Genomic DNA, 24,647 nt, shown 5'->3' on the forward strand with positions numbered 1-24,647 from the left:
GAATTGACCGTTCACCCTGTCCCTGAGTGACCTGGATCACCATTAGCGTGACTCGCATCAGGTCACTGAGGGAAGGGACTTTTCCATGCGGGTCGGAGTACTGACCGGAGGCGGCGACTGCCCCGGGCTCAACGCCGTCATCCGGGGCGTCGTCCGCAAGGGCGTGCAGGAGTACGGCTACGACTTCGTCGGCTTCCGGGACGGCTGGCGCGGTCCCCTGGAGGGCGACACCGTCCAGCTCGACATCCCCGCGGTCCGCGGCATCCTGCCGCGCGGGGGCACCATCCTCGGTTCGTCGCGCACCAACCCCTTCAAGGCGGAGAACGGGGTCCGCCGCATCAAGGAGAACCTCACCAAGTACGAGGTCGACTCCCTCATCGCGATCGGCGGCGAGGACACGCTCGGCGTCGCCGCCCGGCTCACCGACGAGTACGGCGTACCGGTCGTCGGCGTGCCCAAGACGATCGACAACGACCTCTCCGCCACCGACTACACCTTCGGCTTCGACACGGCCGTCGGCATCGCGACCGAGGCGATCGACCGGCTGCACACCACCGCCGAGTCCCACATGCGCGTCCTGGTCGTCGAGGTCATGGGCCGCCACGCGGGCTGGATCGCGCTGCACTCGGGCCTCGCGGGCGGCGCCAACGTCATCCTCATCCCCGAGCAGCGCTTCGACGTCGACCAGGTCTGCGCCTGGGTGACCTCGCGCTTCAAGGCGTCGTACGCCCCGATCGTGGTCGTCGCCGAAGGGGCGATGCCCAAGGACGGCGAGATGGTCCTCAAGGACGGCACGCAGGACTCCTTCGGGCACGTCAGGCTCTCCGGCGTCGGCGAGTGGCTGGCCAAGGAGATCGAGGGCCGCACCGGCAAGGAGGCGCGCACCACGGTGCTCGGCCACGTCCAGCGCGGCGGCACCCCCAGCGCCTTCGACCGCTGGCTCGCCACCCGCTTCGGGCTGCACGCGATCGAGGCCGTCAAGGACGGTGACTTCGGGAAGATGGTGGCCCTCCAGGGCACCGACGTCGTCCGCGTCCCGATCGCCCAGGCCACGGCGAAGCTCAAGACGGTGGACCCGGCGCTGTACAAGGAGGTCGGCGTCTTCTTCGGCTGACCGGCACGGACGACCCGCCGGGACGGCACCTGCTCCGGGTGCCGTCCCGGAAACCGGTACATAGACTCGCGGCCATGGAGATCCTCGCATTTGGCGTGCAGTCGGACGAAAAGCCGCTGATCGAGAAGGCCTTCGCGGGCCACCACGACGTCCGCTGTCTCGACGTCTTCCTCAACGAGGACACCGCCCCCATCGCCGCGGGCTACGAGATCGTCTCCTCCAGCGTCAACGCCACCCTGAACAACCGGGTGCTCCAGACCCTCGCCGCCGGCGGCACCCAGCTGATCGCCCAGCGCTCCACGGGCTTCAACAACATCGACCTCCAGGTCGCCGAGCGCCTCGGCCTGACCGTCGCCCGCGTCTCGTACTACTCGCCGTACTCGGTGGCCGAGTTCGCCTGGACCCTCGCGATGGCCGTCAACCGCCGCATCGTGCGCGCCTCCAACCGCACCCGCGACTTCGACTTCCGGCTCGACGGCCTGATGGGCCGCGATCTGCGCGGCCGCACGGTCGGCGTGCTCGGCACCGGCAAGATCGGCGAGGCGTTCACCCGGATCGCGCACGGCTTCGGCATGAACCTGCTCGGCTGGGACGTCGCGCGGAACCCGGCCTGCGTCGAGCTCGGCATGAAGTACGTCGAGAAGGACGAGCTCTTCGCCGAGGCCGACCTGATCAGCCTGCACGTCCCGCTGCTCCCGGCCACCCAGCACATCATCGGCGCCGACGCGCTGCGCATGATGAAGGACGACGCGATCCTGGTGAACTCCAGCCGGGGCGGCCTGATCGACACGAACGCGCTGGTCGCCGAGTTGCGCACCGGCCGCTTCACGGGCGTGGGCCTGGACGTGTACGAGGCGGAGGCCGGACTCTTCTTCCTCGACAAGTCCCTGGAGGTCGTCGAGGACGACACCCTGGCCCGCCTCGTCACCTTCCCGAACGTCGTGGTCACCTCGCACCAGGCGTACTACACCGTGGACGCCGTCGGCCAGATCATCGACGCCACGGTGCGGAACGTCCTGGACTATCAGGCGGGCCGGCGCTCCGAGAACGTCCTGGTCCCCGCGGCACCCACGACCTGACCGAGCAGGTCCCGCACGATCGTGGCCCCGCGCAGCGTGAGCACCGACTCCGGGTGGAACTGCACGCCGGCGACTGCGTTCCTCGGCGCGCCTCCGGCACGACGCGGACCGCGCACCGCGTGCACCTCGGCGCTCGCCGCGTCCCTGCTCACCTCGACGTCGTGCGCGGCCAGCTCCGCGGCGGCCTCGTCGTCGCAGCGCGCCACGAAGCTGTTGTAGAAGCCGACGGTCTCGGTCCGCCCGAACAGGTCGATGTCCGTCTGCGCGCCCTGGTACGGCACGTCCTTGCGGACGATCTCCAGGCCGAGCTCGGCCGCGATCAGCTCATGACCAAGGCACACCCCGAGCACGCCGTGCCGGTGCTCGCTGAGCACCTCCGCCGTCAGCGAGCGCAGGAATCGCATCTTGGGATCGGTGAGGTCGGACGGGTCGCCGGGTCCCGGACCGAGCACCACGGGTCCCTCGTGCGCGAGGACCGCCGCCCGCAGCCCCGGCTCGTCGTACCGGCGCACGGAGACGGTCAGGCCCGACGAGCGCAGGACGTGCGCGAGCATCGCGGTGAAGGTGTCCTCGCCGTCCACCACGAGCGCGTGCCCGGCCAGCTCGTGCGACGGCTCCTGCATCCGCAGCCAGAACGGCGCGAGCCCGGCCCGCCGACCGTCGAGGGCCGCCCGCACGCGCGGGTCGTCGGCCAGCGCGGGGCGCGCGCCCTCGCGCCGTGGCCTGCCGGGGCGTACGCCGAGGGCGGCGAGTACCCCGGCGGCCTTGGCGTGCGTCTCGGCGACCTCGCCCGCCGGGTCGGAGCCGCGCACCAGGGTCGCACCGACCGGCACTCGCAGCCGCCCCGCGGCGGAGATGTCGGCGGTGCGGATCAGGATGGGGGAGTCCAGGGTCTGCGCGCCGCCCGAGTCCCTGCCGATGAGGGCGAGGGCGCCCGCGTAGTAGCCGCGCCCCCCGGCCTCGTGGCGCTCGATGACCCGGCAGGCGTTCTGCACGGGCGACCCGGTGACGGTCGCCGCGAACATGGTCTCCTTCAGGACGTCCCGCACGTCGAGGGACGACTTGCCCCGCAGCTCGTACTCGGTGTGCGCGAGATGGGCCATCTCCTTGAGCCTGGGGCCCACGACGACACCGCCCATGTCGCCGACCGTGCACATCATCTTGAGCTCCTCGTCGACGACCATCGAGAGCTCCTCGATCTCCTTGCCGTCGGCGAGGAAGGCGAGCAGGTCCTCGGGGGTCGGCCCGTCGGCCGGGTAGCGGTAGGTCCCGCTGATCGGGTTCATGACGACGGTCCCGCCGGACATCCGCACGTGCACCTCGGGGCTCGCGCCGACCAGCGTGCGGTCCCCGGTGTGCACGACGTACGTCCAGTACGCGCCCCGCTCGCCGACCAGCAGCCGCCGGAACAGCGCCAGCGCGTCGGCCCTGCCGAACCCGGGGATCTCCCCCTCGTACGTACGGCGGATGACGAAGTTGGCCCCCTCGCCCCGGCCGATCTCGTCCGTGAGGACGCGCTCCACGATCCGCCCGTACCGCTCGTCGTCCACGTCGAAGGCCCCGCCCTCGACCCGCACGTCGTGCGCGGGCAGCTCCCGCAGGGCCGTGTCCAGCGGGAGTTCGTACGTCTCCTCGGGGGTCAGGACCGTCAGGGGCGTGCCGTCGTCACGGACGTCGAAACCGCGCTCCCTGATCTGCCGGAAGGGGACCAGGGCGAGGCCCTCGGGGATGTCGGCGAGCCGTTCGTAGGTGGCCGTCGGGCCGAGGAGGACCTCGACGGTGTCGTGGTCGCGTCCCGGCGTGCGGCGGCGCAGCAGGGCGAACGGGCGGTCGTCGGACAGGAGCTCTGTCAGCTGCATCGGTGCTGTTCCTTCTCACTGGGAGAGGAACGGCCCGTGGCGTGAAACGCGGAAGGCCGCCCTCTCGGGCGGCCTTCGCGAGTGTGTGGGTACGCGCAGTCAGTGGGCCGCCGGTTGAGCGGGCCACCACCAGTTCCGAATCGTCGTCTGCGCGAACATGTGCCGCACCCTAGCGCATGACCGCCGCGGGGCGGGCAGCCGGAGCAGGACACTCCGCCGTGTCGGCTCCGTCTCACTTGGTGAGCGGGGGAATGGACGGGGCCCATCACCCCGTAATGTTGGCGGGGTGACCGTGAACGCTAAGACCACCAATGGTGGCAACACCTGGCAAAACCTGCCCGCGGCGCAGCAGCCCGAGTACCCGGATGCCGAGGCTCTGCGCGATGTGATCGCGGACCTCGAGTCGTATCCGCCGCTCGTCTTCGCGGGCGAGTGCGACCAGCTGCGCGACCGACTGGCGTCCGTTGCCAAGGGCGAGGCGTTCCTGCTCCAGGGGGGCGACTGCGCCGAGGCCTTCGACGCCGTATCTGCCGATCACATCCGGAACAAGCTGAAGACCCTGCTCCAGATGGGCGCCGTCCTCACGTACGCGGCGTCCGTGCCCGTCGTGAAGGTGGGCCGCATCGCGGGGCAGTACTCCAAGCCCCGCTCCAAGGGCACCGAGACCCGTGACGGCGTGACGCTCCCGACCTACCGGGGCGACTCCGTCAACGGCTTCGACTTCAACGAGAAGGCCCGGATCCCGGACCCCGAGCGCCTGAAGCGGATGTACAACGCCTCCGCGTCGACGCTCAACCTCGTGCGCGCCTTCACCACCGGCGGCTACGCGGACCTGCGCCAGGTGCACGCCTGGAACCAGGACTTCGTGAAGTCCTCGCCGTCCGGCCAGCGCTACGAGCAGCTGGCCCGCGAGATCGACAACGCGCTCAACTTCATGCGCGCCTGCGGGACGGACCCGGAGGAGTTCAAGACCGTCGAGTTCTTCGCCTCCCACGAGGCGCTGCTCCTCGACTACGAGTCGGCGCTGACCCGCGTCGACTCCCGCACGGGGCGGCTCTACGACACGTCGGGCCACATGGTGTGGGTCGGCGAGCGCACCCGTCAGCTGGACCACGCGCACATCGAGTTCGCCTCGAAGATCCGCAACCCCATCGGCGTGAAGCTCGGCCCGACGACGACGGCCGAGGAGGCGCTCCAGTACATCGAGCGCCTCGACCCCGACCGCGAGCCCGGCCGGCTGACCTTCATCGTCCGCATGGGCGCCGACAAGGTCCGCGACAAGCTCCCCGAGCTCGTCGAGAAGGTCACCGCCTCCGGCGCGACCGTCGCCTGGATCACCGACCCGATGCACGGCAACACGTACGAGGCGGCATCGGGCCACAAGACCCGCCGCTTCGACGACGTGCTCGACGAGGTGAAGGGCTTCTTCGAGGTCCACAAGGCGCTCGGCACGCACCCGGGCGGCATCCACGTCGAGCTCACCGGTGACGACGTCACCGAGTGCGTGGGCGGCGGCGACGAGATCTTCGTCGACGACCTGCACCAGCGCTACGAGACGGCCTGCGACCCGCGGCTGAACCGCAGCCAGTCGCTCGACCTGGCGTTCCTGGTCGCGGAGATGTACCGGGACCAGTAGTCCTCGGCGTAACGCACGTGTGGGGCGCGGATCCATGTGATCCGCGCCCCACCGTCGTGTCCGGGGCTTTTGCGTGCCCGGTGTCGCGGGTAAGGTTAGGTTAGCCTCACCGATCAATCGGACGGGCGACTGCTTATCGATCCCGTCCGAGAACTCACCGGGGAGGTGAACCGCATGTACGTCTGCAACTGCTTCGGGGTCACCGAGGCGCAGGTGAAGAAGCACGCGGAGGACGGTGCCTGCACCCCCCGCCAGATAGCGTCGGCCTGCAAGGCGGGCACGGACTGTGGTTCGTGCGTACGACGCATCCAGGCGCTGCTCGGCCGTGGCGCCTGCCCCCGTCGCGAGCTCGTGGAGCAGGGCGAACCCGCGCTCACCGGGCTGGACGAGGCCGCCTGACCGCGATCTGCCCGGAGCCGCTCAGCCCTCCGGCTGCTCGATCAGCTGCGCGATGTAGAGGGCCTCACCGAGCTTCTCGACCAGCTCCAGCTGGGTGTCGAGATAGTCGATGTGGTGCTCCTCGTCCTCCAGGATCGACTCGAAGATGTTCGCGGACGTGATGTCTCCCTTGCCGCGCATCACCTCGATCCCGCGCTTGAGGCGGTCGATCGCCTCCACCTCGACCTGCCGGTCGGCCTGGAACATCTCGGTGACCGTCTGGCCCACGCGGACATGGAAGAGCCGCTGGTAATTGGGCAGGCCGTCGAGGAAGAGGATCCGGTCGGTGAGCACCTCCGCGTGCTTCATCTCGTCGATCGACTCGGACCTGGTGTATTTGGCGAGCTTGGTCCAGCCGAAGTTCTCCTGCATCTTGGCGTGGAGAAAGTACTGGTTGATCGCCGTGAGTTCGGCGGTCAGCTGCTCGTTGAGAAACTCGATGACCTCGGGGTCGCCCTGCATCGCAGAGGCTCCTTCCACGCGGGTGACTGGGCAGGTAGCGCGCATCCTTGCACCGGCGTTCGGAAGCCGTCCAGTAAGTGCACGCTTAGTAGGAGTTGCCCGAATCCGCCTATGCCGGGCTTCGCCTGGTCACGTCCACCGTCCCGGGTCTGTCAGGATGGAGGCATGGGTCAGCCGGCGGAACGCGCATCTGGACAGGCAGCGGAGCCGGAGCTTCCGCCGGGTCAGCGGCTCCAGCGCGGCTGGCCGGTCACGCACTATGGTCCGGTGCCGAAGTTCCGCCCGGAGCGCTGGGAGTTCAGGGTCTTCGGGGCCACCGCCGACGGCGAGAAGCACTGCTGGACGCACGAGGAGTTCTCGGGTCTGCCGTACGACACGGTCGTGGCTGATCTGCACTGCGTGACGAAGTTCAGCATGCTGGGCGCCGAATGGGGCGGTGTACCGGCCCGCGCGCTCCTGGAGATCGCCCCGCCCGCGCCCACCGCGACCCATGTGATGGTCTGGGCCGAGTACGGCTTCAGCTCGAACCTGCGGATGGCCGACTTCACGTCCGAGCGCGCGATCTTCGCGACCCACAAGGGCGGTGAACTGCTCACCGCCGAGCACGGCTTCCCGCTGCGGCTCGTGGTGCCGCACCTGTACGCCTGGAAGGGCCCCAAGTGGGTCCGCGGCATCGAGTACATGACCGCCGACCGCCGCGGCTTCTGGGAGGAGCGCGGCTATCACAACCTCGGCGACCCCTGGCAGGAGCAGCGCTACTCGTACCAGGAAGAGCCCGGGGACGGCCCCGAGCTCTAGAGTCTTTCTCCCGCGTGACGCCGCCGGGCCTCCCGGTCAGTGGTGGTACTGGTGCACGACCGCGTGGCCCTTGCCGCGGCCGATCATCCACTTGTTCACCGGTGTGGTGATCACGAACGCGGCGGCCAGCGCGATGGCCAGGACCCACCAGAACATCGCGTCTCCCAGGTGGGCGTCCATGGCGCCGGGCCAGAGCGCGATCACGCCGTTGTCGATCAGCTCCATCACGGCGATGGACAGGGTGTCGGCGGCGAGCGCGACCCGGAACGCCGTCTTGAAGTCGACGCCCGCCCTGAGGATGCCGCGCAGCGTGAGGGCGTAACCGAAGGCGAAGGCCAGGACGATCGCGAGGACCATCGTGGGCATGTTGCCCCAGCCGAGCGCGGTGCCGACGATCATGCCGAGGATCTCGCCGATGGCGCAGCCGGTGAGGCAGTGCAGGGTGGCCTGGGCGGCCATGCGCCAGCTGACCTTGCCCATGCCGTGGGCGTGGCCGTGGTGCGCGTGGCTCTCGTGACCGTGGCTCTCGTGACCGTGGTGCTCGTGGCCGTGGTGCGCGTGCTCGGCGTGCTGCATGAGAAGCCCCCAACGTCGGATAGCGGTCCTGCCGTCTGGCATGAACCGTATACCCCCCAGGGGTATTCCTCAAGGGATCTCCGCGAGCCCCGGCCGCGCCCTAGCCGTCGCCCCTCAACTCCTCAGCCCCTCAGCTCCTTCAGACGCGCCACGTCCGCCGCGTGCCCTTCCTTGCCGCCCGGCGTCTCGATGATCAGCGGCACGCCCTCGGTGGCGGGGTGGGTCATCAGCTCGCGGAACGGATCCGCGCCGATGTGGCCGGTGCCGATGTTCTCGTGGCGGTCCTTGTGGGCGCCGACCACGTCCTTGGAGTCGTTGGCGTGCACAAGCTTCAGCCGGCCCTCGCCGACGGTGTCCACGAGCAGGTCCAGGGTCTGCTTCATGCCGCCGGGGCCCGCCAGGTCGTGGCCCGCCGCGAAGATGTGGCAGGTGTCCAGGCAGACGCCCAGCTTGGGGTGGGAGTCGAGCGCCTCGAAGTACGGGCCGAAGTCCCAGGTGCGCGAGCAGAGCGAGGAGCCCTGGCCCGCGGTCGACTCCAGGAGCAGGAACGGGTCGTCGTCGTGCGTCAGCTCGTCCAGGAGCGGCAGCATGCGCTCACGCACCTGCCGCAGGGCCACCGCCCGCTCCCTGCCGCCGGTCGCCGAGCCGGTGTGCACGACGACGCCCAGGGCGCCGATCGCGCGGGCCCTGCGCAGCGAGTGGCGCAGGGACTCCACCGACTTCTCGACGGTGGCCTCGGTGTGCGAGCCGAAGTTGATCAGGTAGGGCGCGTGCACGTACGCGGGGATGTCCTCGGCGGCGCAGGCCGCGCGGAACTCCTCGTCCTGCTTCGGGTTGCCGGGCGGCGTCGCCCAGCCGCGCGGGTTGGCGACGAAGACCTGGACGGTCTCCGCGGCCAGCTCACGGGCGTACGACAGGCCGACGGACGCGAGGCCGCCGGCCACCGGGACATGGCCGCCGACGGGGTTGCGGGACGCCGCGCTCGGGACCGGCGTGCTGGGGGACTTGTCGCTGCTCACGCCGTCCAGGGTGGCACGCGCGCGGGGGTGCTCCCGCCGCGGCCCCGGAGCTCCCCGCTCCTGGCCGCGGCCGGGGGCTCAGCGGATCGTGATGGTGATGGTCGAGCCCTTGGGCGCCTCGTCGCCGCCGTCCACCGACTGTTCCTTCACGGTGTCCCCGAAGAGGCCGAGCAGACCGCGGTCCTTCTCCACGTCGAAGCCCACGCCCTCCAGCTTCGAGACGGCCTCGTCGACCTTCATGCCGGTCACGTCAGGGACCTCGACCATGACCGGGCCCTTGGAGATCGTCAGCGTGACCTTGTCGCCCTGGGCGAGCTCCACGTCCTCGACCGGGGACTGCTTGGCGACGCTGCCCTTGTCCTCGTCGGAGAAGACCCGCTTCTCGGCGATCTCGACCTTGAGCCCGGCATCCTCCAGCTCGGAGACGGCGTCCTCCTCGGAGTCGCCCGTCACGTCCGGGACCTGGATCGGGGCGCCCTTGGAGACGACGAGGGCCACGGCCGAACCCGCCTTGCGCGTGAAGCCGGACCGCGGCTCCGTGCTGATCACGGTGCCCCTCTTGACGTCCTCGTCGAACTTCCAGGTGACCATGCCCGGTGCGAGCCCGGAGTTCTTCAGTTCCTTCTTCGCCGTGGCCAGCGCGATGCCCTTGACGTCGGGGACCTTCACGGTGTCCGGGCCGCGCGACACCGTCAGCGTCACCCTGCCGTTGTCCCGGATGCGCTCGCCGGCCGCGGGGTCGGTGGCCATGACCGTGCCGCGCTTGTCGGTGTCGCTGTAGGCGCGCTTGACCTCCTTCACGTCGAGCCCGGCCTCTTCGAGACGCTTCTTGGCGTCCGCCTCGGTCTTGGTGAGGAGCGGCGGGACCTTCGTGAACTGGCCGGAATTGATGTACCAGACGCCCGCGCCGAGCCCCAGGACCAGGAGCACGGCGGTGATGACCGCGACCGTGCGGCGGCGCGGGTCGAGCCGCCGGCGCGAGGCCCGCGCGGGGGCCGGCGGCGCGGGCGGCGGGGTGGTCAGGATGCTGGTGCGGTTGAGGGCGTCCTGGCCCTCCGGAGCCGCCCGGCCGCCCTCGCCGTTCTCCTCGGGGAGCGTCAGCTGGACGGAGCGCGCGGCGCGCGGGATCACGTGCGTGCGGTCGTCGGCGTTGTCCCGGTCCGAGGCGTGCGCCTGCGGCGGCACCGCGTCCAGCTGGTCCTCGGTGAGGACGGACCGCGCCTGCCGCAGCTGGCCGAGGAGCGCCACCGCGTCGTACGGGCGGACGTCGGGGGTGCGCGCGGTGGCGGACGCGACCAGCTCGTCGAGTTCGTAGGCGAGCCCGGGAACGGCCGCCGACGGTGGCGGCACGTCCTCGTTGAGGTGCTGGTAGAGCACCTGGGCCGGGGAGTCGCCGGAGTGCGGCTTGGCGCCGGTGAGCATTTCGTAGAGCACGACCCCGCACGCGTACACGTCGACGCGGGTGTCCGACGTGCCGTGCTCGATCTGCTCGGGGGCGAGATAGGAGACGGTCCCGAGGATGGTGCCCGTCGTGTTCGTGACGGTGTCCACCGCGCGCACGAGCCCGAAGTCGGCGACCTTGACCCGGCCGTCGTCCCCTATGAGCACGTTCTCCGGCTTCATGTCGCGGTGCACGAACCCGGCGCGGTGCGCGGCGCCGAGCGCCGCGAGGACCGGCTCCAGGATGTCGAGCGCGGCCCTGGGCTGCAGGGCGCCGCGCTCGCGCAGCACGTCGCGCAGGGTGCAGCCCGCGATGTACTCCATCGCCAGGTAGACGTACGAACCGTCCGTGCCCTGGTCGAAGACGCCCACCACGTTCGGATGGGAGAGGCGGGCGATCGACTTGGCCTCGCGGATGAAGCGCTCGACGAAGGACGCGTCGGCGGCCAGCGTCGGGTGCATCACCTTGAGCGCGAGCTCGCGGTCGAGGCGGATGTCCACGGCCCGGTAGACCGTGGCCATCCCGCCGACCGCGATGCGTCCGTCGATCCGGTAACGGCCGTCGAGCAGCTGCCCGACGAGCGGGTCCTGAAGGGTCGTGTCCACGGAGGGAGTCTACGAGCAGGCACCGACAGGCCATCCCGTGCGGGGGGATTCACAGCCGTACTGCAGCCGAGCTGTAACAGGCCTCCCCGGCACCCGGCCCCTCAGAACGGGACTCCCTCAGAACGACGGCCCCCTCAGAACGCGGGCCGCTCCGGATCCAGCCGCGCCATGCCCGCCGCCGGCGAGGACGCCTCCGCGAAGTGCCGCCGCGGGATCCGCCCGGCCCGGTACGCGAGGCGCCCCGCCTCGACGCCGTGCCGCATGGCCTCGGCCATCAGGACCGGCTCCTGCGCGCGGGTCACCGCGGAGGCGAGCATCACCCCGGCGCACCCCAGCTCCATGGCGAGCGCCGCGTCGGAGGCGGTGCCCGCGCCCGCGTCCAGGATCACCGGCACGCGTGCGTGCTCCACGATCAGCTGGAAGTTGTGCGGATTGCGGATGCCGAGCCCGGAACCGATGGGGGAGCCGAGCGGCATGACCGCCGCGCAGCCCGCGTCCTCCAGCTTGCGCGCGAGCACCGGATCGTCGTTGGTGTACGGCAGCACCGTGAAGCCGTCGTCGACCAGGATCTCCGCGGCGTCCAGGAGCTCGACGGGGTCGGGCAGCAGGGTGCGCTCGTCCGCGATGACCTCCAGCTTCACGAGGTCGGTGCCGAGCGCCTCGCGCGCGAGACGGGCGGTGAGGACGGCCTCGCCCGCGGTGAAGCAGCCCGCCGTGTTCGGCAGGACGCGGATGCCGAGCCGGTCGAGGACGGAGAGCACGGAGCCCTGCACGCCCGGGTCGAGGCGGCGCATCGCGACGGTGGTCAGCTCGGTGCCCGACGCGACGAGGGAACGCTCCAGGACGTCCAGGCTCGGCGCTCCGCCGGTGCCCATGATCAGGCGCGAGGAGAGGGTGAGACCGCCGATGAGGAAGGGGTCGTCCGCCATGGTCGCTTCAGCCTCCCTGGACGGCGGTGAGTACTTCGACGCGATCGCCCGCGCCGAGCGCGGTGCTGGACCAGCGCGCGCGGGGTACGACGGTTTCGTTGAGGGCGGCGGCCACTCCGGAGTGGGCCGTGGTGAGGGTGGCGACGAGGGCGCCGAGCGTGGTGCCCGGGGCGATGTCCCGTGCTTCTCCGTTGACGGAGACGGCGAGCGGTGTGGTGGTCATGCGGGCTGCTCCGTAAGGGCGGCAGAAGGGGCGGTGGCGGGGGAGGGCTCGGCGAAGCGCCGTGGGGTGAACGGGCTTGCCTCGTCCGGTAGTTCGCCGGTGACCAGGGCGTGCGCCAGCACGTCACCCGTGAGGGGCGTCAGCAGGACGCCGTTGCGGTAGTGGCCGGTGGCCAGGAGCAGTCCCGCGAGGTGCGTCGGGCCGAGCATCGGCGCGTTGTCGGGGGAGCCGGGGCGCAGTCCCGCGCGGGTCTCGGTGAGCGGCAGCTCGGTGATGCCGGGGACGAGTTCATGGGCGTCCCTGAGCAGCTCGTAGACGCCGCCCGCGGTGACCGTGGTGTCCCAGCCGAGCTCCTCGCTGGTCGCGCCGACGACGAGCTCGCCGTTCTCCCGGGGCACCAGATAGACGTGGCTGCCGCGCACCACGGCGCGCACGGTGCGGCTGAGGAACGGCGCGTACGCCTTCGGCACCGTCAGCCTGAGCACCTGCCCCTTCACGGGGCGCACGGGCGGCAGGACGTCGTCCGGGACGCCCGCGAGCCGCCCGCTGAGGCTGCCCGCCGCGAGCACGGTCTGCTCGGCGGCCAGCTCGGTGCCGTCCGCCGTGACGATTCCGCGGGCGCGGTCGCGTACGACCGAGAGGCGCTCGGCCCAGTCCCGGTGGAAGACCACCCCGGCCCGCTCGCAGGCCACCACGAGGGCCGCGGTCAGCCGGCGCGGATCGACCTGGTGGTCGCCGTCCACCCGCAGCCCGCCGCGCACGCTCGGGGCGAGCATCGGTTCGAGACGGCGGCACTCGCGGCCGCTCAGCCACTCCGATTCGAGCCCCGACCTGCGCTGTAGCGCGTGCAGTTCGCGCAGGTGGGCGCGGTCGTCGGCGTCGAGCGCGACGGCGAGCGTGCCGCAGGCGCGGTAGCCGAGGTCGTGGCCGCTCGCCTCGGTCAGCTCGGCGGCGAAGTCCGGATAGCGCCGCGCGGATTCCAGGTTGAGGCCGAGCAGCGTCTGCTCGCCGTAGTGCAGTTCGGTGACGGCGGCCAGCATGCCCGCGGCGACCTGCGCCGCGCCGCCGCCCGGTTCGGGGTCCACGACCGTGGTGGACAGACCGCGCTGCGCGGCCCGCCAGGCCGTGACCAGGCCGATGATGCCGCCTCCGACGACGAGGACGTCGGTGGTGGCGGACGATGATGTCGCAGGGGAATGCATGGGCGTCCAGCCCCTCCCTTCGCCGGCATGACCCGGATCAGGTTCGTACGGTCGGAGGCCGTCTCAGCCTCCCTCTCAGCCCGGTGCGTCCGGGCTCCCGCGAGTGTTCTGCACCGGCCACCCTAGCCCTTCACTTCCGGCCGCAGTAGGGGAGCTGTCCGGGTATGCGCAGTGACGGTGTGTCAAAGATCTCCTCCGCGGCCTCTGAATCCGGGCGGGGCCGCCGCCCTAAGGTGATCGGGTGAGCGAGCAGCAGAGGCACGCAGAGCGGCACGTCGTCATCGTCGGTGCGGGGATGGCCGGTGTGCAGACCGCCGTCGCCCTGCGCGACCAGGGCTTCGAGGGACCGGTCACCCTGATCGGTGCGGAACCCCACCAGCCCTACGACAGGCCGCCGCTGTCCAAGGCGGTGCTGCTCGGCAAGGCGGAGGGCTCCGCCTTTGACATCGACTTCGAGGCGCTCGGCATCGGCCTCGACCTCGGCCGCGAGGTCACCGGGGTGCGCCCCGCCGACCACGAGCTGGACACCGCCACGGGCCCGGTCGGCTACGACGTCCTGGTCCTCGCGACCGGCGCGGCCCCGGTCCAGCTGCCCGGCACCGAGGGCGTCCGCGGCGTCCATCTCCTGCGCACCCTGGACGACGCCGAGCGGCTGCGTCCCGTGCTCGCCGAACAGCACGACGTGGTGGTCGTCGGCGCGGGCTGGATCGGCGCCGAGTTCGCCACTGCGGCGCGCGAGGCGGGCTGCGCGGTCACCGTGGTCGAGGCGGCGGAACGGCCGCTCGCGGGCGCGCTGCCCGCCGAGGTCGCCGCCCCCATGGAGGGCTGGTACGCGGACTCCGGAGCCACCCTGCGCACCCACGCGCGCGTGGCGCGCGTCGAGCCCGGCGTCGTGGTCCTCGCCGACGGCACCCGGCTGCCCGCGGGCGCCGTCGTCGTCGGCATCGGCGCCCGCCCCGCGACCGACTGGCTCACCGGCTCCGGCATCGAGCTCGGCGCCCACCGCGAGGTCGTGGCCGACGACCGGCTGCGCACCTCCGCGCCCGACGTGTACGCGGTCGGCGACTGCTCCTCCTTCCCCTCCGGCAGGTACGGCGAGCGCCTGCTCGTCCACCACTGGGACAACGCCCTCCAGGGCCCGCGCACGGTGGCGGCGAACATCGTCGGCGAGGATCCGGCGCCGTACGACCCGGTGCCGTACTTCTGGTCGGAGCAGTTCGGCCGCTTCGTGCAGTACGCCGGCCATCACGCGGGCGCCGACCAGCTGGTCTGGCGCGGCGACCCGACGGGCGCGGCCTGGTCCGTGTGCTGGCTCCGGGACGGCGCCCTGGTCGCGGTCCTGGCGGTGGGCCGCCCCCGCGACCTGGCCCAGGGCCGCAAACTCATCGAATCAGCCACCCACCTGGACCCCACCCTGACATCGGACCCGTCGATCCCGCTGAAGAAGGCGGTAGCCCCGTAAGAACCGGGCTCCGTGGCGGGGGCCCCGTAAGTGGCGCGGGGAACTGCGGCCCCGAGACGGGCCCCGTTAAGGGGCGCGGGGAACTGCGCGCCCAGCCCCCACGGGCCCGCGCTCCGAACACAACCGTCCCCCCCGGGGCCCGGCAGCCGAAGCAGAAGCGTCGCCCCCGAGCCCGGGGAACAGGGGGCCCACCCCCAGAGGAAGCACGCCCAGTTTCCGGCCCCCGGCCAGAGATGGCACGCTTGGACCCGTGACCGAGATTGACGCAAAGACCGATGCTCTCGTCCCCGCCTGGCTCCACCTCCCCGACATCGCGGAAATGCTCGATGTCGAGGTGACGCGTGTGCGCCAGCTGGTCAAGGAGGGCCAGCTGATCGCCGTGCGCCGTGGTGAGAACCGCGCGCTTCAGGTGCCGGCCGCCTTCATCGACGGCGACAAGGTCGTCAAGGGCCTCGCAGGCACCCTGACGCTCCTGAAGGACGACGGTTTCTCCGACGAAGAGATGCTCGAGTGGCTCTTCACCCCCGACCCGACCCTGCCCGGCACCCCCGCGCAGGCACTGAGCGAGAATCGCGGCACGGAGGTGAAGCGCCGCGCCCAGGCGCTCGCCGTCTGACCTGATCGAACCGTTCGACGCAGGGGCCGTGGGGGGGGGGGGGGGCCCCCCCCCCCCCCCCCCCCCCCGCCCCCCCCCCCCCCCCCCCCCCCCCCCCGCGCCCCCCCCCCCCCCCCCCCCCCCCCCGCCCCCCCCCCCCCCCCCCCCCCCCCCCCCCCCCCCCCCGCGGCGCGGGGGGGGGGGGGGGGGGGGGGCCCCCCCCCCCCCCCACGGCCCCTTGCGCACCGACACCGACAACGGGGGGACCTCTTCATGGCCACCAAGCCCGCGCCCGCACGGCTCGCCGACGCCCGGCTCTACCTGTGCGTGGACGCCCGCAAGCGCCAGGGAGACCTCCCGGAGTTCCTCGACGCCGTCCTCGCGGGCGGTGTCGACATCGTGCAGCTGCGCGACAAGGGCATGGAGGCCGGCGAGGAGCTGGAGCACCTCCAGGTCTTCCGCGACGCCTGCCGCAGGCACGGCAAGCTGCTCGCGGTGAACGACCGCGCGGACGTCGCGCACGCCATCGGCGCCGACGTGCTGCACCTGGGCCAGGGCGACCTGCCCGTGCCCGCGGCCCGCGCCATCCTCGGCGCCACCGGTGACGACGTGCTCGTGGGCCGCTCCACGCACGCCGAGGCCGAGGCCGCGGCGGCGGCCACGCAGGACGGCGTGGACTACTTCTGCACGGGACCGTGCTGGCCCACGCCCACCAAGCCGGGGCGCCACGCCCCCGGGCTCGACCTGGTCAGGTACACCGCCTCCCTCGGCACGGGCCGCCCCTGGTTCGCGATCGGCGGCATCGACGCGGGCAACCTCGACGAGGTGCTCGACGCGGGCGCTTCCCGGGTCGTGGTGGTCCGCGCGATCACCGAGGCGGAAGACCCCGGTGCGGCGGCCGCCGATCTCGCCGAGCGGCTGCGCGCACGTACGTCTGTATGAGCAACAGCCCGGGAGTGTCCGATCCGTGGACAACAGCCCGGCAAAGCGGACAATTCGCGGAGGCGTGGTTGGGCGACCGGCGCAGCCTGGCTAACCTGCGGGTATGGCCCTAGGCACAGCTTCGACCAGGTCTGACCGTGCGCGCACGGTGCGAGACATGCTCGCGACCGGCAAAACGACATTTTCCTTCGAGTTCTCCGCGCCGAAAACGCCGAAGGGCGAGCGGAACCTGTGGAACGCGCTGCGCCGGGTCGAGGCGGCCGCGCCTGACTTCGTCTCCGTCACGTACGGAGCGGGTGGTTCGACCCGCACCGGCACCGTCAAGGAGACCCAGCAGATCGTCGCCGACACGACGCTCACGCCGGTCGCCCATCTGACCGCGGTCGACCACTCCGTGGCCGAACTGCGCAACATCATCGGGCAGTACGCGGACGCGGGCATCAGGAACATGCTCGCGGTCCGCGGCGACCCGCCGGGCGACCCGCTGGGCGACTGGATCGCCCACCCCGAGGGCCTCACCTACGCCGCGGAACTGGTCGAACTCATCAAGGAGTCCGGTGACTTCTGCGTGGGCGTCGCGGCCTTCCCCGCGATGCATCCGCGCTCGCCCGACTGGGAATCGGACACCCGGCACTTCATCGACAAGTGCCGGGCGGGCGCGGACTACGCGATCACGCAGATGTTCTTCGACCCCGAGGAGTACCTGCGGCTGCGCGACCGCGTCGAGGCCGCGGGCTGCGAGACGCCGATCATCCCCGAGATGATGCCGGTCACCAACGTCCGCCAGCTCGAACGGCTGCCCCAGCTCAGCAACGCCGTGTTCCCGGCCGAGCTGAAAGAGCGCATCCTCTCGGTCAAAGACGATCCCGCCGCTGTACGCTCCATTGGCATCGAGTTCGCAACGGAGTTCTGCGCGCGGTTGCTGGCCGAAGGCGTGCCGGGGCTGCACTTCATCACGCTCAACAACTCCACGGCGACGCTGGAGATCTACGAAAATCTGGGCCTGCACCACCAGGCCTGACCGGCCGTACCCCGGTACCCACGGGGAACAGTCGCAGGGGAGAGGGGCGTACATGGGCTGGGCGGTCCTCTACATCGCGTTCGGATTCGTCGCGCTGTGGCTGCTGGGCGAGGTGCTGTTGCAGTACAAGGCGAGGCTGCGCTGGCGGCTGCTCGCCTTCGTGGGCTTCCTCGGCGTCGTCCTCGGCGTGCTGATGCCGTCGGTGTGGGTGATCGGCCTCGGCGCCGTCGCCTTCGCCACCGGCCAGACGTATGTGACGCTGTCGTTCCGCAAGGGCTTCTCCACCGGCTGGGCGCTCGGCGGGCAGCCGGGCCTCAGCAAGCGCCGCAGGGGTTCCGCACGGGGCGCCGCCGCACAGGACGCGGCGGAGGCCAAGGACCCGACGCTCCAGGTGTCCGACCTGGAGTTCGAGGTCCCGCCGCCGCCCGCGCACGACCCCGACGGCCTCGGCGCCCCCGGGATATACGAGCCGGAGCCGCTGCCGGACGACACCGGCCAGTACGGGGTCTACAGCGACGCGGCGTACGCGCGCCAGCAGGGCACGGACGAGGTCTACCAGGGGGACGGCTACGGCTACGACGCCGCCGCCTTCACCGGATACGACCAACAGGCGTACGCGTACGACGAGACCGGCCAGCAGCAGTACGCCGCGTACTCCGACCCGTACATCGGCACGCAGACCTACGGCGCGGGCCAGAACTACGACGCCTACGGCGACCAGCAGCAGTACGCCCCGTACGGCGGGGACACCTACGGCGGGCTCGGCGAGACCTACCAGGAGACGCCGCCCGGCGGGGTCTGGGTGCCGCAGCAGCGCAGCACCGACGACCCCTACGCCGGTGAACTCCCGCCGGAGCAGCCCTATCCGTACCAGGGCGGCCAGGGCCACAACGGGGGCTACGACAACTCGGGCTACAACGAGCAGCAGTACCGGTACTGACCGGGGCCGCGGCACCGGTACCGCGCAGGCGCGAGGGTGCCGCCGCGACTCACTGCGAGCCGCGGAACTCCGGCCCCTCGACGATCAGACCGGCGACCAGCGTGCCCGACATGCCCGCGTGCGGGAGGCCGCCGCCGGGGTGGGACCAGCCGCCGACCGCGTAGAGCCCTTGCACGCGCGTGCTGTTGGACGGGTGCAGATGCCTGCCGTCGGCCGCGGCGAGCGTCGGGGCGGGGACCGCGCCGCCGACGGCGCCGGTGGCCTCCGCGATGTCCGACGGAGTGCGGACCTCGTGCCACAGGAGCCGCTCGCGCAGATCGGGCACCGCGCGCGTGGCATGGGCGATCAACTGCTCGGCCCGCGCGGCGAAGACGTCCCGGGAGGCCTGCCCGGGGGTCCCGGGGAACGCGGGCACCGTCGCGGTCAGGGTCACCGCCTCGTGCGCCTCGTCCGGCACCGACGCCGGGTCCCCGGGACGCGTCACGGTGACCGTGGGACGGTCCGCCATCGCGTCGCCGCCGCCGAACAGGCACGCCAACTCGGCCGCGCGGTCCGCGGCGTGCACCACGGTCCGGTGCGGTGCGCCCTCGGGACGGGCGCCCGAGAGGGCGAGCAGGACGGTCAGACGACTCGGCATCCCGGACCGGGCGGGCGCGTCCTCGGCGGCGCGGATCTCCACGCCGGGCAGCAGCTCCGCCAAGGCGGCGGGGGCGACCCCGGCGACGACGAAGTCCGCATCGGCCACGCCCCCGTCCGCGAGCTCGACGCCCGCCGCCCTGCCGTCCTTCTCCACGATCCGCGTCACCGCCGCGCCGAACACGAACTCGACCCGGCGGGCCAGGCACCGCTCGTACACCGCCTGGGCCAGGGCGCGCATGCCGCCCGTCACCGACCAGGTGCCGAAGGTCTGTTCCAGATACGGCAGGATCGCCGCGCTCGCCGGTGCCGTCCGGGGATCGAGGCCGGCACCCAGCGCGAAGTGCTCCAGGAGCGCGCGCAGCCGGGGGTCGTCGCCCAGCTCGAACTCGGCGATCTCACCGAGCGTCACCGCGCGCCGCTCCCGGCGCAGCACCCGCTTCCTGGCCACCGAGGGATACGGCTCGCGCTCGGCGAACACCTTCCAGTCCGCCCACAGCGGCTCTTCGAGGAGCGGGCGGCGGGTGCGGTCCCAGGCCTCCCGGGCGCGGTTCATGAACGCCGCCCAGCGCTCGCCCGCGCCGTCCCCGAGCGCCGCGTCCAGGGCCTCTCCCACGCCCGCCCGCGAGGCGTTCGGCAGATCGGCCGCGGTGCCGTCCGCGAAGACGTGGCGCACGGCGGGCTCGACCTGGGAGAGCTCGACGCACTTCTCCAGGGGCTCCTTGCCCGTCTTGACGAACAAGTCGCGGTAGACCGCGGGGAGCTGGAGCAGCCCGGGGCCCGTGTCGAAGGCGAAGCCGTCCCGCTCGACGCGGCCGACCGCGCCGCCGAACGTCTCCCCGCGTTCGTACACCACCACCCGGTGGCCCGCGACGGCCAGCCGGGCGGCGGCCGTCATGGCGCCCATCCCGGCGCCGATCACCACAATCCGTGCCATGCCAGGGACTTTATCGGCCGCCACTGACAGTCACGCCGGAGCCCCGGCCCCGGCGGACGCTCAGGGCGGCGGCGGCGGTGGTCCGGTCCGGCCCGCGAGCAGCTTCTCCTCACGGCGCTGCGCCCTGCGCCGCAGGAACCGCCGGATCCGCGAGACCAGGAAGAAGAGCAGGAACAGGCCGATCAGCAGCAGCACGGCCGCGATGATCGCCGCCGCCTCCGGATAGAACATCGCGAAGGTGATGATCCCGCCGACGCCGAGGTCCTCCGCCGTGCTCATCACGAAGTTGCTGAACGGCTCGGGCGAGGTGTTGATCGCCATCCGGGTGCCGGTCTTCACGGCATGGCTGGCCAGCGCGGTGGACCCGCCCACCGCCCCCGCGGCCAGGTCCGAGAGCGACCCGCTCTGCCCCGCGAGCAGCGCCCCGACCACGGCACCGGACACCGGTCTGATCACGGTGTGCACCGTGTCCCACACCGAGTCCACGTAGGGGACCTTGTCGGCGACGGCCTCGCAGAGGAAGAGCACACCGGCGACGATCAGCACATCGGGACGCTGGAGCGACTCGGGCACCTCGTCGGTGAGCCCGGTCGCGCCGAAGACGCCGAGCAGCAGGACCACGGCGTACGCGTTGATCCCGCTCGCCCAGCCGCTGGTGAACACCAGGGGGAGTACGGACACGGACGCGATCGTAACCAGTCCCAGACTCGTCGGCCTGGGCTTGAGTGCGTACGCCTGAGTATCCGTACCTAGTGAGTGAGATGAGTAGCTGCGCGGATGGGCCCCCACCTGCGAAGACGGAAGAGTGTGGGGCACGGAGAAGGGCGCAGCGCCGGTACCGCCGACACGGGGCGGCGGAACGGTGCGGCGCCCTTGGCCGCTCCTCCCGCCGAAAGGTGGGAGCGAGACACGGGGGTGACTCGGGGGACGACCACACGGGGGTCGCACGGGGGTCACGGGGGAACATGAGAAGAGCACCGGCCCGGTGCCACCTGGTGAACCAGGTGGCACCGGGCCGGTGTCGTCGTACGCCCGCCTACGCGCGCGTGCCGCTGACCCTGCCCTGCAACAGCCGTGACAGCGCCGCGTGCACATCGTCGAGCGAGCGCTCCGGCTGGAACGCCTGCCAGTCGAGGGCGGCCACCAGGACCATGCCGACGAGCGCGGCGGCGGTCAGCGGGATGTCGATCTCCTCGCTCAGCTCGCCGTTCTCGACGCCCGCCCGCAGTACGTCCTCGACCACCGCGACGGCCTGCTGCCTGACCACCAGGAGCGTGGACTGCCAGGCCCGGTTGGTCCGCCAGAGCTCGGCCACGTACAGCTGGGTGAAGGCCGGATAGCGGTTGATGAAGACCAGGCCCGCCCTGATCATCGCGTCCAGCGCGTCGACCTTGGTGCCCCCGCTCCTGCCTGCCTCATCGGCCGCCTCCTTCAGGGAGGCGGTCAGCAGGCCGACACCGTGCCGCAGCAGCTCTTCGAAGAGGACCGATTTGCTCGCGAAGTTGTAGTAGACCGTGCCCTTCGCGACCCCTGCCCGTTCGGCGATCTCGTCGACCGTCGTGGCCGAGAAGCCCTGCTCCGCGATGAGCGTGACGGCGGCCTCGTAGAGCTTCTGCCGGGTGGCCTCGCGCCGGGTGCTGCCCGCACTGCTGTCCATGGCCTTGATTCTCACAGGTCCCGCCGGGCTTCCCGGCCCCGCCGTGCTCACAGGCTCAGCTCCGGATGCAGTCGGTCCAGGGTCCACACCTGCTTGCGGCGCGCGGAGAGCGCGGTGAGCGCCAGGGCGCCCACGGTGAAGGCCGCGAGGACCGCACAGCCCTGCCAGACGGGACCGAGCCCGCCGCCCGTGATGAGTCTCCGGAGAGCCTCGACGACGTAACTCATCGGCAAGAAGGGGTGGATCGCGCTGAAGAAGCCGGGGCTCGTCTGCACCGGATACGTACCGCCCGCCGAGGTCAGCTGGAGCATCAGGACGGCGAGTACGAGGATCCGGCCCGCCGCTCCGAAGCGGGCGTTCAGCCACTGCACGATCGCCGCGAAGCACGCCGTCACCAGGCAGAGGAAGCCCACCGTCCCGGCCGCCCGCGCCATCTGGAGGCCCAGGCCCCAGTGCAGGACCGACAGCAGGGCCGCCGTCTGGAGCACGCCGAGCGCCGCTACCGGGAGCCAGCCCGCGAGCGCGATGCGCCACGCGGACGCCCCCGCGGCGAGCGCGCGCCGGTTGAGCGGCTGGATCAGCATGTACGCCACCATCGCGCCGACCCACAGGGAGAGCGGGATGAAGTACGGCGCGAAGCCCGTGCCGTAGTTGGGCGCCTTGTGCATCGACTGGGAGGCCAGCTGCACGGGGTCGGCCATGACGTCGGTGCGCGCGTCACGGTCCTTCTTGTCGTAGTCGGGGATCTTCTTGACGCCGTCGTGCAGCCCGCCGGACAGCTCGGCGGAGCCGTCGGCCAGTTTGAACATGCCGCCCTTGAGGTCCCCGGCGCCCGTCTCCAGCTTGCCGACGCCCGCGTCCAGGTCGCTGGCGCCGGTCTTGGCGGTGCCGAGCCCCGCGTGCAGCTTCGTGGCGCCCTTGGCGACCTTGCCCGCGCCCTTGTCGAGGTCGTTGATCTGGGTGACGGCCGTGTTCAGGTCCTCGTCGAGGTGAGGCGCCCGGTCGGCGAGGTGCTGCGACTGCTTCTGGAGCGTGGCGAGGCTCTTGTCGAGCTGCTTGACGTCGCTGTTCTGGTCCTTGACCAGGGTGTCGAGGTCGTCCGCGATGGTCGAGACGTTGGCGGAGGCCGCCTTCACGTCCTTGAGCTTGGGGCAGAAGGGGGCGGCCACGGGAGCCTGTTCGCACTGCTCCGCGTAGAAGTCGCTGATGACCTGGTGGCCGGCCTTGGCACCCTTGGCGGCCTCCGGTGCGAGCTTGACCCAGTCGGCCAGGTTGCGGCGCATCGCCTTGGAGGAGTCGGCGACGAGCTGTGCGCTGTCCCCGATGGTCTTGCCGTTGTCCTTCAGGAAGGGCCGCACCTGGTCCGCGGTGCCGTTGACCTTGTCGGCGAGCTTGCGCGTGCCGTCCGAGACCTTCTTCGCGCCGGTCTCCAGATCGCCCGCGCCCTGGTGCAGCTTCTTGACGCCACCGGCCAGGTCACCGCTGCCGTCCTTGGCGTCCTTCAGACCGTTCGCGAGGTCCTTGGAGCCCTTCTTCGCCTTGCCGATGCCGCTGTCGAGCTTGTCGGCGCCCTCGGCGGCCTTCAGCGTCGCGCCGTGGATGTCGGAGAACGAGATGAAGATCTTGTCGAGGAAGCCGCGGGACGCCTTCGTGGACGCGGCGGAACGCACCTCGGAGAAGACCGTCCGGGAGATCTGCCCGACGATGTAGTTGTTGGCGTCGTTCGTACGGACCCGGAGGGCACCCGTCTCCGGAGAGTCCCCCGAACTCGACGCGATGCGCTTGCTGAAGTCCGACGGCATGGTCAGCGACAGGTAGTACGTGCCGTCCTCGACGCCCTTGCGCGCCTCGTCGTCGCTGACCTCGTGCCAGTCGAAGGTCTTGCTGTCGTGCAGCTTCTCGACGATGTTGTCACCCGCCGCGAGCTTCTTGCCCGAAGCGGTCGCCCCCTTGTCCTCGTTGACGAGCGCGACGGGGATGCGGTCGAGGTTGCCGTACGGGTCCCAGAAGGACCACAGGTACAGGGCGCCGTACAGCAGCGGTAGCAGCAGGAGCGCGACGAGCGCGGCGCGCGGCAGCTTCCCCCTGCCGAAGCGCCTGAGCTCAAGCGCGGCCAGCTTCGGCGAGCGCATCCGCCGTCTCCTTGTCGTCGTCGGTGGCGTCAGCCGTGCCGGTGCCGTCTTCGGGGGTGCGGGCCTGGTCCCGCGCGGTGTCCCGGTCGCCCGTGCGCACCACGACCGCGCCCTCGGGCGCCTCGCTGCACACCGCCACGACGGTCGTCCCGCCGTCGGCGAGGGACTTCAACAGGGCCCAGGCCTCCGCGCGTTCGGCGTCCGAGAGCTTCAGGTCGGTGTCGTCGACGCCGAGCACGCGAGGCCTGCCGATCAGGGCGAGGGCTACCGAGAGCCGCAGCGCCTCAAGCCGCTCCAGGTCGCGCACGGAGGTCCGCCGCCCCTTGGGGAGCCGCTCCATGTCGAGCCCGGCGGCGGTCAGCGCGGTGTCGATCCGCAGCTTCGTCTCGTTCACGCGCTCGGCGCGCGGCCGCAGGAGCCCCCGCAGCGATCCGCCGAACCGCCGCTCCAGGAGCGCCCGTTCGTGCAGGTGCTCGGCGACGGTCAGCGCCGGGTCGAGATCGGTGACGCCGGGCACCGGGCCGAGCCCGCTGATCCTGCGCACCCCGGCCAGATGCTTGGGCAGCCGGAGCCGGCCGACGGACGCCCGGCCCTCGGTGGCGCGCATGCGTCCCGTCAGGGCGAGCAGCAGGCAGGTGCGGCCCGACCCCGAAGGTCCCTCCAGTGCGATCAGCGAGCCGGACTCCGCGTCGATGTCGATGCCGCGGAACGCCCAGCCGCGCGGGCCCTTGAGCCCGAACCCCTCGGCTGTGACGGCGGCTCCGCGCACGCCGTCGGTCGGACCGTCCACAGTCCCCCCTGCCCCTTCTTTTGAACTGACTGGTCAGTTCAAAAATAAGCCCGAACCTTCGATCGAGGCAAAGCCGCAGGTCAGGGCCGATTGTCAGTGGCGTACTCCACGATGGACACATACGGCCACTGCGCCGTCACACGACGACAGGAGG

Annotated in this window: 23 protein-coding genes and 1 riboswitch; of the genes, 10 read left to right on the forward strand and 13 right to left on the reverse strand. The window is 71.6% G+C overall.

The features are described 5' to 3' along the window. Positions 1-85 precede the first annotated feature (85 nt). Complete coding sequence (locus ACIO9J_RS19970) at positions 86-1,114, forward strand: 6-phosphofructokinase (RefSeq protein WP_098241997.1); 1,029 nt, start codon at positions 86-88, stop codon at positions 1,112-1,114. 74 nt (positions 1,115-1,188) lie between these two features. After that, positions 1,189-2,193: a 2-hydroxyacid dehydrogenase gene (locus tag ACIO9J_RS19975; protein ID WP_402000784.1), complete on the forward strand. Its 1,005-nt coding sequence runs from the start codon at positions 1,189-1,191 to the stop codon at positions 2,191-2,193. Here the strand turns inward: ACIO9J_RS19975 and ACIO9J_RS19980 are convergent. Continuing rightward, a complete protein-coding gene (locus tag ACIO9J_RS19980; RefSeq protein WP_402000787.1) occupies positions 2,139-4,052 on the reverse strand; it encodes an anthranilate synthase family protein in 1,914 nt (637 codons plus the stop codon). The two genes, ACIO9J_RS19975 and ACIO9J_RS19980, sit on opposite strands and share 55 nt — an antisense overlap. 286 nt (positions 4,053-4,338) lie before the next feature. Here ACIO9J_RS19980 and ACIO9J_RS19985 point away from each other — a divergent pair, with 286 nt between their 5' ends. Together ACIO9J_RS19985 and ACIO9J_RS19990 are read left to right on the forward strand one after the other, a co-directional pair. Next, on the forward strand, positions 4,339-5,688 hold the full coding sequence (locus tag ACIO9J_RS19985) for a class II 3-deoxy-7-phosphoheptulonate synthase (RefSeq protein WP_402000790.1): 1,350 nt from the start codon (positions 4,339-4,341) through the stop codon (positions 5,686-5,688). Positions 5,689-5,862: 174 nt separating this feature from the next. Continuing rightward, entirely contained in the window at positions 5,863-6,087 is a 225-nt protein-coding gene (locus ACIO9J_RS19990) for a bacterioferritin-associated ferredoxin (protein ID WP_402000793.1), read from the forward strand. A 21-nt stretch (positions 6,088-6,108) separates the two neighbouring features. On the opposite strand, the gene bfr is transcribed toward ACIO9J_RS19990, so the two are convergent. Continuing rightward, positions 6,109-6,588 (reverse strand): bacterioferritin, encoded by a 480-nt coding sequence (gene bfr, locus ACIO9J_RS19995; RefSeq protein ID WP_362340582.1) that lies wholly within the window; start codon positions 6,586-6,588, stop codon positions 6,109-6,111. A gap of 165 nt (positions 6,589-6,753) precedes the next feature. On the opposite strand from bfr, the gene ACIO9J_RS20000 reads away from it, so the two are divergent. After that, on the forward strand, positions 6,754-7,386 hold the full coding sequence (locus tag ACIO9J_RS20000; RefSeq protein ID WP_402000796.1) for a sulfite oxidase-like oxidoreductase: 633 nt from the start codon (positions 6,754-6,756) through the stop codon (positions 7,384-7,386). 36 nt (positions 7,387-7,422) lie between these two features. Here ACIO9J_RS20000 and ACIO9J_RS20005 read toward each other — a convergent pair whose 3' ends face one another. From ACIO9J_RS20005 to thiO, 6 genes are all read right to left on the reverse strand, one after another. After that, positions 7,423-7,962 carry a DUF4396 domain-containing protein gene (locus ACIO9J_RS20005; protein WP_402000798.1) on the reverse strand — a complete coding sequence of 180 codons (540 nt, stop codon included), beginning with the start codon at positions 7,960-7,962 and terminating at the stop codon, positions 7,423-7,425. A 122-nt stretch (positions 7,963-8,084) separates the two neighbouring features. Beyond that, positions 8,085-8,981 carry a deoxyribonuclease IV gene (locus tag ACIO9J_RS20010; protein WP_402000801.1) on the reverse strand — a complete coding sequence of 299 codons (897 nt, stop codon included), beginning with the start codon at positions 8,979-8,981 and terminating at the stop codon, positions 8,085-8,087. A 78-nt stretch (positions 8,982-9,059) separates the two neighbouring features. Next, positions 9,060-11,027, reverse strand: a complete 1,968-nt coding sequence (gene pknB, locus ACIO9J_RS20015; protein ID WP_402000804.1) for a Stk1 family PASTA domain-containing Ser/Thr kinase — start codon at positions 11,025-11,027, stop codon at positions 9,060-9,062. 134 nt (positions 11,028-11,161) lie between these two features. Further along, positions 11,162-11,956, reverse strand: coding sequence for a thiazole synthase (locus ACIO9J_RS20020; protein WP_402000807.1), 795 nt, complete (start codon positions 11,954-11,956; stop codon positions 11,162-11,164). 7 nt (positions 11,957-11,963) lie between these two features. Further along, positions 11,964-12,179 carry a sulfur carrier protein ThiS gene (gene thiS / locus ACIO9J_RS20025; protein ID WP_402000810.1) on the reverse strand — a complete coding sequence of 72 codons (216 nt, stop codon included), beginning with the start codon at positions 12,177-12,179 and terminating at the stop codon, positions 11,964-11,966. Then, positions 12,176-13,381, reverse strand: coding sequence for a glycine oxidase ThiO (gene thiO, locus ACIO9J_RS20030; RefSeq protein ID WP_402000813.1), 1,206 nt, complete (start codon positions 13,379-13,381; stop codon positions 12,176-12,178). The genes thiS and thiO overlap by 4 nt, the downstream gene beginning before the upstream one ends. Then, positions 13,379-13,492: riboswitch (TPP riboswitch) on the reverse strand. (Overlaps the previous gene by 3 nt.) A gap of 130 nt (positions 13,493-13,622) precedes the next feature. Here thiO and ACIO9J_RS20035 point away from each other — a divergent pair. The 5 genes from ACIO9J_RS20035 (at position 13,623) to ACIO9J_RS20055 (ending at position 18,341) form a co-directional block, all read left to right on the forward strand. Continuing rightward, on the forward strand, positions 13,623-14,843 hold the full coding sequence (locus tag ACIO9J_RS20035) for an NAD(P)/FAD-dependent oxidoreductase (protein ID WP_402000816.1): 1,221 nt from the start codon (positions 13,623-13,625) through the stop codon (positions 14,841-14,843). Between the two features lie 250 nt (positions 14,844-15,093). After that, positions 15,094-15,459, forward strand: a complete 366-nt coding sequence (locus tag ACIO9J_RS20040; RefSeq protein WP_362340596.1) for an Rv2175c family DNA-binding protein — start codon at positions 15,094-15,096, stop codon at positions 15,457-15,459. 252 nt (positions 15,460-15,711) lie between these two features. After that, on the forward strand, positions 15,712-16,380 hold the full coding sequence (gene thiE, locus ACIO9J_RS20045) for a thiamine phosphate synthase (RefSeq protein WP_402000819.1): 669 nt from the start codon (positions 15,712-15,714) through the stop codon (positions 16,378-16,380). 103 nt (positions 16,381-16,483) lie between these two features. Continuing rightward, positions 16,484-17,401: a methylenetetrahydrofolate reductase [NAD(P)H] gene (metF, locus tag ACIO9J_RS20050; RefSeq protein WP_402000822.1), complete on the forward strand. Its 918-nt coding sequence runs from the start codon at positions 16,484-16,486 to the stop codon at positions 17,399-17,401. A 52-nt stretch (positions 17,402-17,453) separates the two neighbouring features. Next, positions 17,454-18,341: a hypothetical protein gene (locus ACIO9J_RS20055; protein WP_402000825.1), complete on the forward strand. Its 888-nt coding sequence runs from the start codon at positions 17,454-17,456 to the stop codon at positions 18,339-18,341. 49 nt (positions 18,342-18,390) lie between these two features. Here the strand turns inward: ACIO9J_RS20055 and ACIO9J_RS20060 are convergent, their stop codons facing one another. From ACIO9J_RS20060 to ACIO9J_RS20080, 5 genes are all read right to left on the reverse strand, one after another. Further along, a complete protein-coding gene (locus ACIO9J_RS20060; RefSeq protein WP_402000827.1) occupies positions 18,391-19,914 on the reverse strand; it encodes a phytoene desaturase family protein in 1,524 nt (507 codons plus the stop codon). Between the two features lie 60 nt (positions 19,915-19,974). Further along, positions 19,975-20,595 (reverse strand): DUF4126 domain-containing protein, encoded by a 621-nt coding sequence (locus ACIO9J_RS20065; RefSeq protein WP_402000830.1) that lies wholly within the window; start codon positions 20,593-20,595, stop codon positions 19,975-19,977. A gap of 355 nt (positions 20,596-20,950) precedes the next feature. Continuing rightward, positions 20,951-21,571 (reverse strand): TetR/AcrR family transcriptional regulator, encoded by a 621-nt coding sequence (locus ACIO9J_RS20070; RefSeq protein ID WP_402000833.1) that lies wholly within the window; start codon positions 21,569-21,571, stop codon positions 20,951-20,953. Between the two features lie 47 nt (positions 21,572-21,618). After that, positions 21,619-23,703 (reverse strand): YhgE/Pip family protein, encoded by a 2,085-nt coding sequence (locus tag ACIO9J_RS20075; RefSeq protein ID WP_402000836.1) that lies wholly within the window; start codon positions 23,701-23,703, stop codon positions 21,619-21,621. Further along, positions 23,675-24,493: an ATP-binding cassette domain-containing protein gene (locus ACIO9J_RS20080; RefSeq protein WP_402000839.1), complete on the reverse strand. Its 819-nt coding sequence runs from the start codon at positions 24,491-24,493 to the stop codon at positions 23,675-23,677. The genes ACIO9J_RS20075 and ACIO9J_RS20080 overlap by 29 nt, the downstream gene beginning before the upstream one ends. Positions 24,494-24,647 lie beyond the last annotated feature (154 nt).

Source organism: Streptomyces sp. NPDC087300, from assembly GCF_044744425.1.
Classification (GTDB): Bacteria; Actinomycetota; Actinomycetes; order Streptomycetales; family Streptomycetaceae; genus Streptomyces.

Coding starts and splice junctions, on each gene's coding strand:
- ACIO9J_RS20000 (WP_402000796.1), top strand. CDS start 6,754: ATGGGTCAGCCGGCGGAACGCGCATCTGGACAGGCAGCGGAGCCGGAG.
- ACIO9J_RS19980 (WP_402000787.1), bottom strand. CDS start 4,052: ATGCAGCTGACAGAGCTCCTGTCCGACGACCGCCCGTTCGCCCTGCTG.
- bfr (WP_362340582.1), bottom strand. CDS start 6,588: ATGCAGGGCGACCCCGAGGTCATCGAGTTTCTCAACGAGCAGCTGACC.
- ACIO9J_RS20060 (WP_402000827.1), bottom strand. CDS start 19,914: ATGGCACGGATTGTGGTGATCGGCGCCGGGATGGGCGCCATGACGGCC.
- ACIO9J_RS19970 (WP_098241997.1), top strand. CDS start 86: ATGCGGGTCGGAGTACTGACCGGAGGCGGCGACTGCCCCGGGCTCAAC.
- ACIO9J_RS20005 (WP_402000798.1), bottom strand. CDS start 7,962: ATGCAGCACGCCGAGCACGCGCACCACGGCCACGAGCACCACGGTCAC.
- thiO (WP_402000813.1), bottom strand. CDS start 13,381: ATGCATTCCCCTGCGACATCATCGTCCGCCACCACCGACGTCCTCGTC.
- metF (WP_402000822.1), top strand. CDS start 16,484: ATGGCCCTAGGCACAGCTTCGACCAGGTCTGACCGTGCGCGCACGGTG.
- ACIO9J_RS20075 (WP_402000836.1), bottom strand. CDS start 23,703: ATGCGCTCGCCGAAGCTGGCCGCGCTTGAGCTCAGGCGCTTCGGCAGG.
- ACIO9J_RS19975 (WP_402000784.1), top strand. CDS start 1,189: ATGGAGATCCTCGCATTTGGCGTGCAGTCGGACGAAAAGCCGCTGATC.
- ACIO9J_RS20070 (WP_402000833.1), bottom strand. CDS start 21,571: ATGGACAGCAGTGCGGGCAGCACCCGGCGCGAGGCCACCCGGCAGAAG.
- thiE (WP_402000819.1), top strand. CDS start 15,712: ATGGCCACCAAGCCCGCGCCCGCACGGCTCGCCGACGCCCGGCTCTAC.
- ACIO9J_RS19990 (WP_402000793.1), top strand. CDS start 5,863: ATGTACGTCTGCAACTGCTTCGGGGTCACCGAGGCGCAGGTGAAGAAG.
- thiS (WP_402000810.1), bottom strand. CDS start 12,179: ATGACCACCACACCGCTCGCCGTCTCCGTCAACGGAGAAGCACGGGAC.
- ACIO9J_RS20055 (WP_402000825.1), top strand. CDS start 17,454: ATGGGCTGGGCGGTCCTCTACATCGCGTTCGGATTCGTCGCGCTGTGG.
- ACIO9J_RS20020 (WP_402000807.1), bottom strand. CDS start 11,956: ATGGCGGACGACCCCTTCCTCATCGGCGGTCTCACCCTCTCCTCGCGC.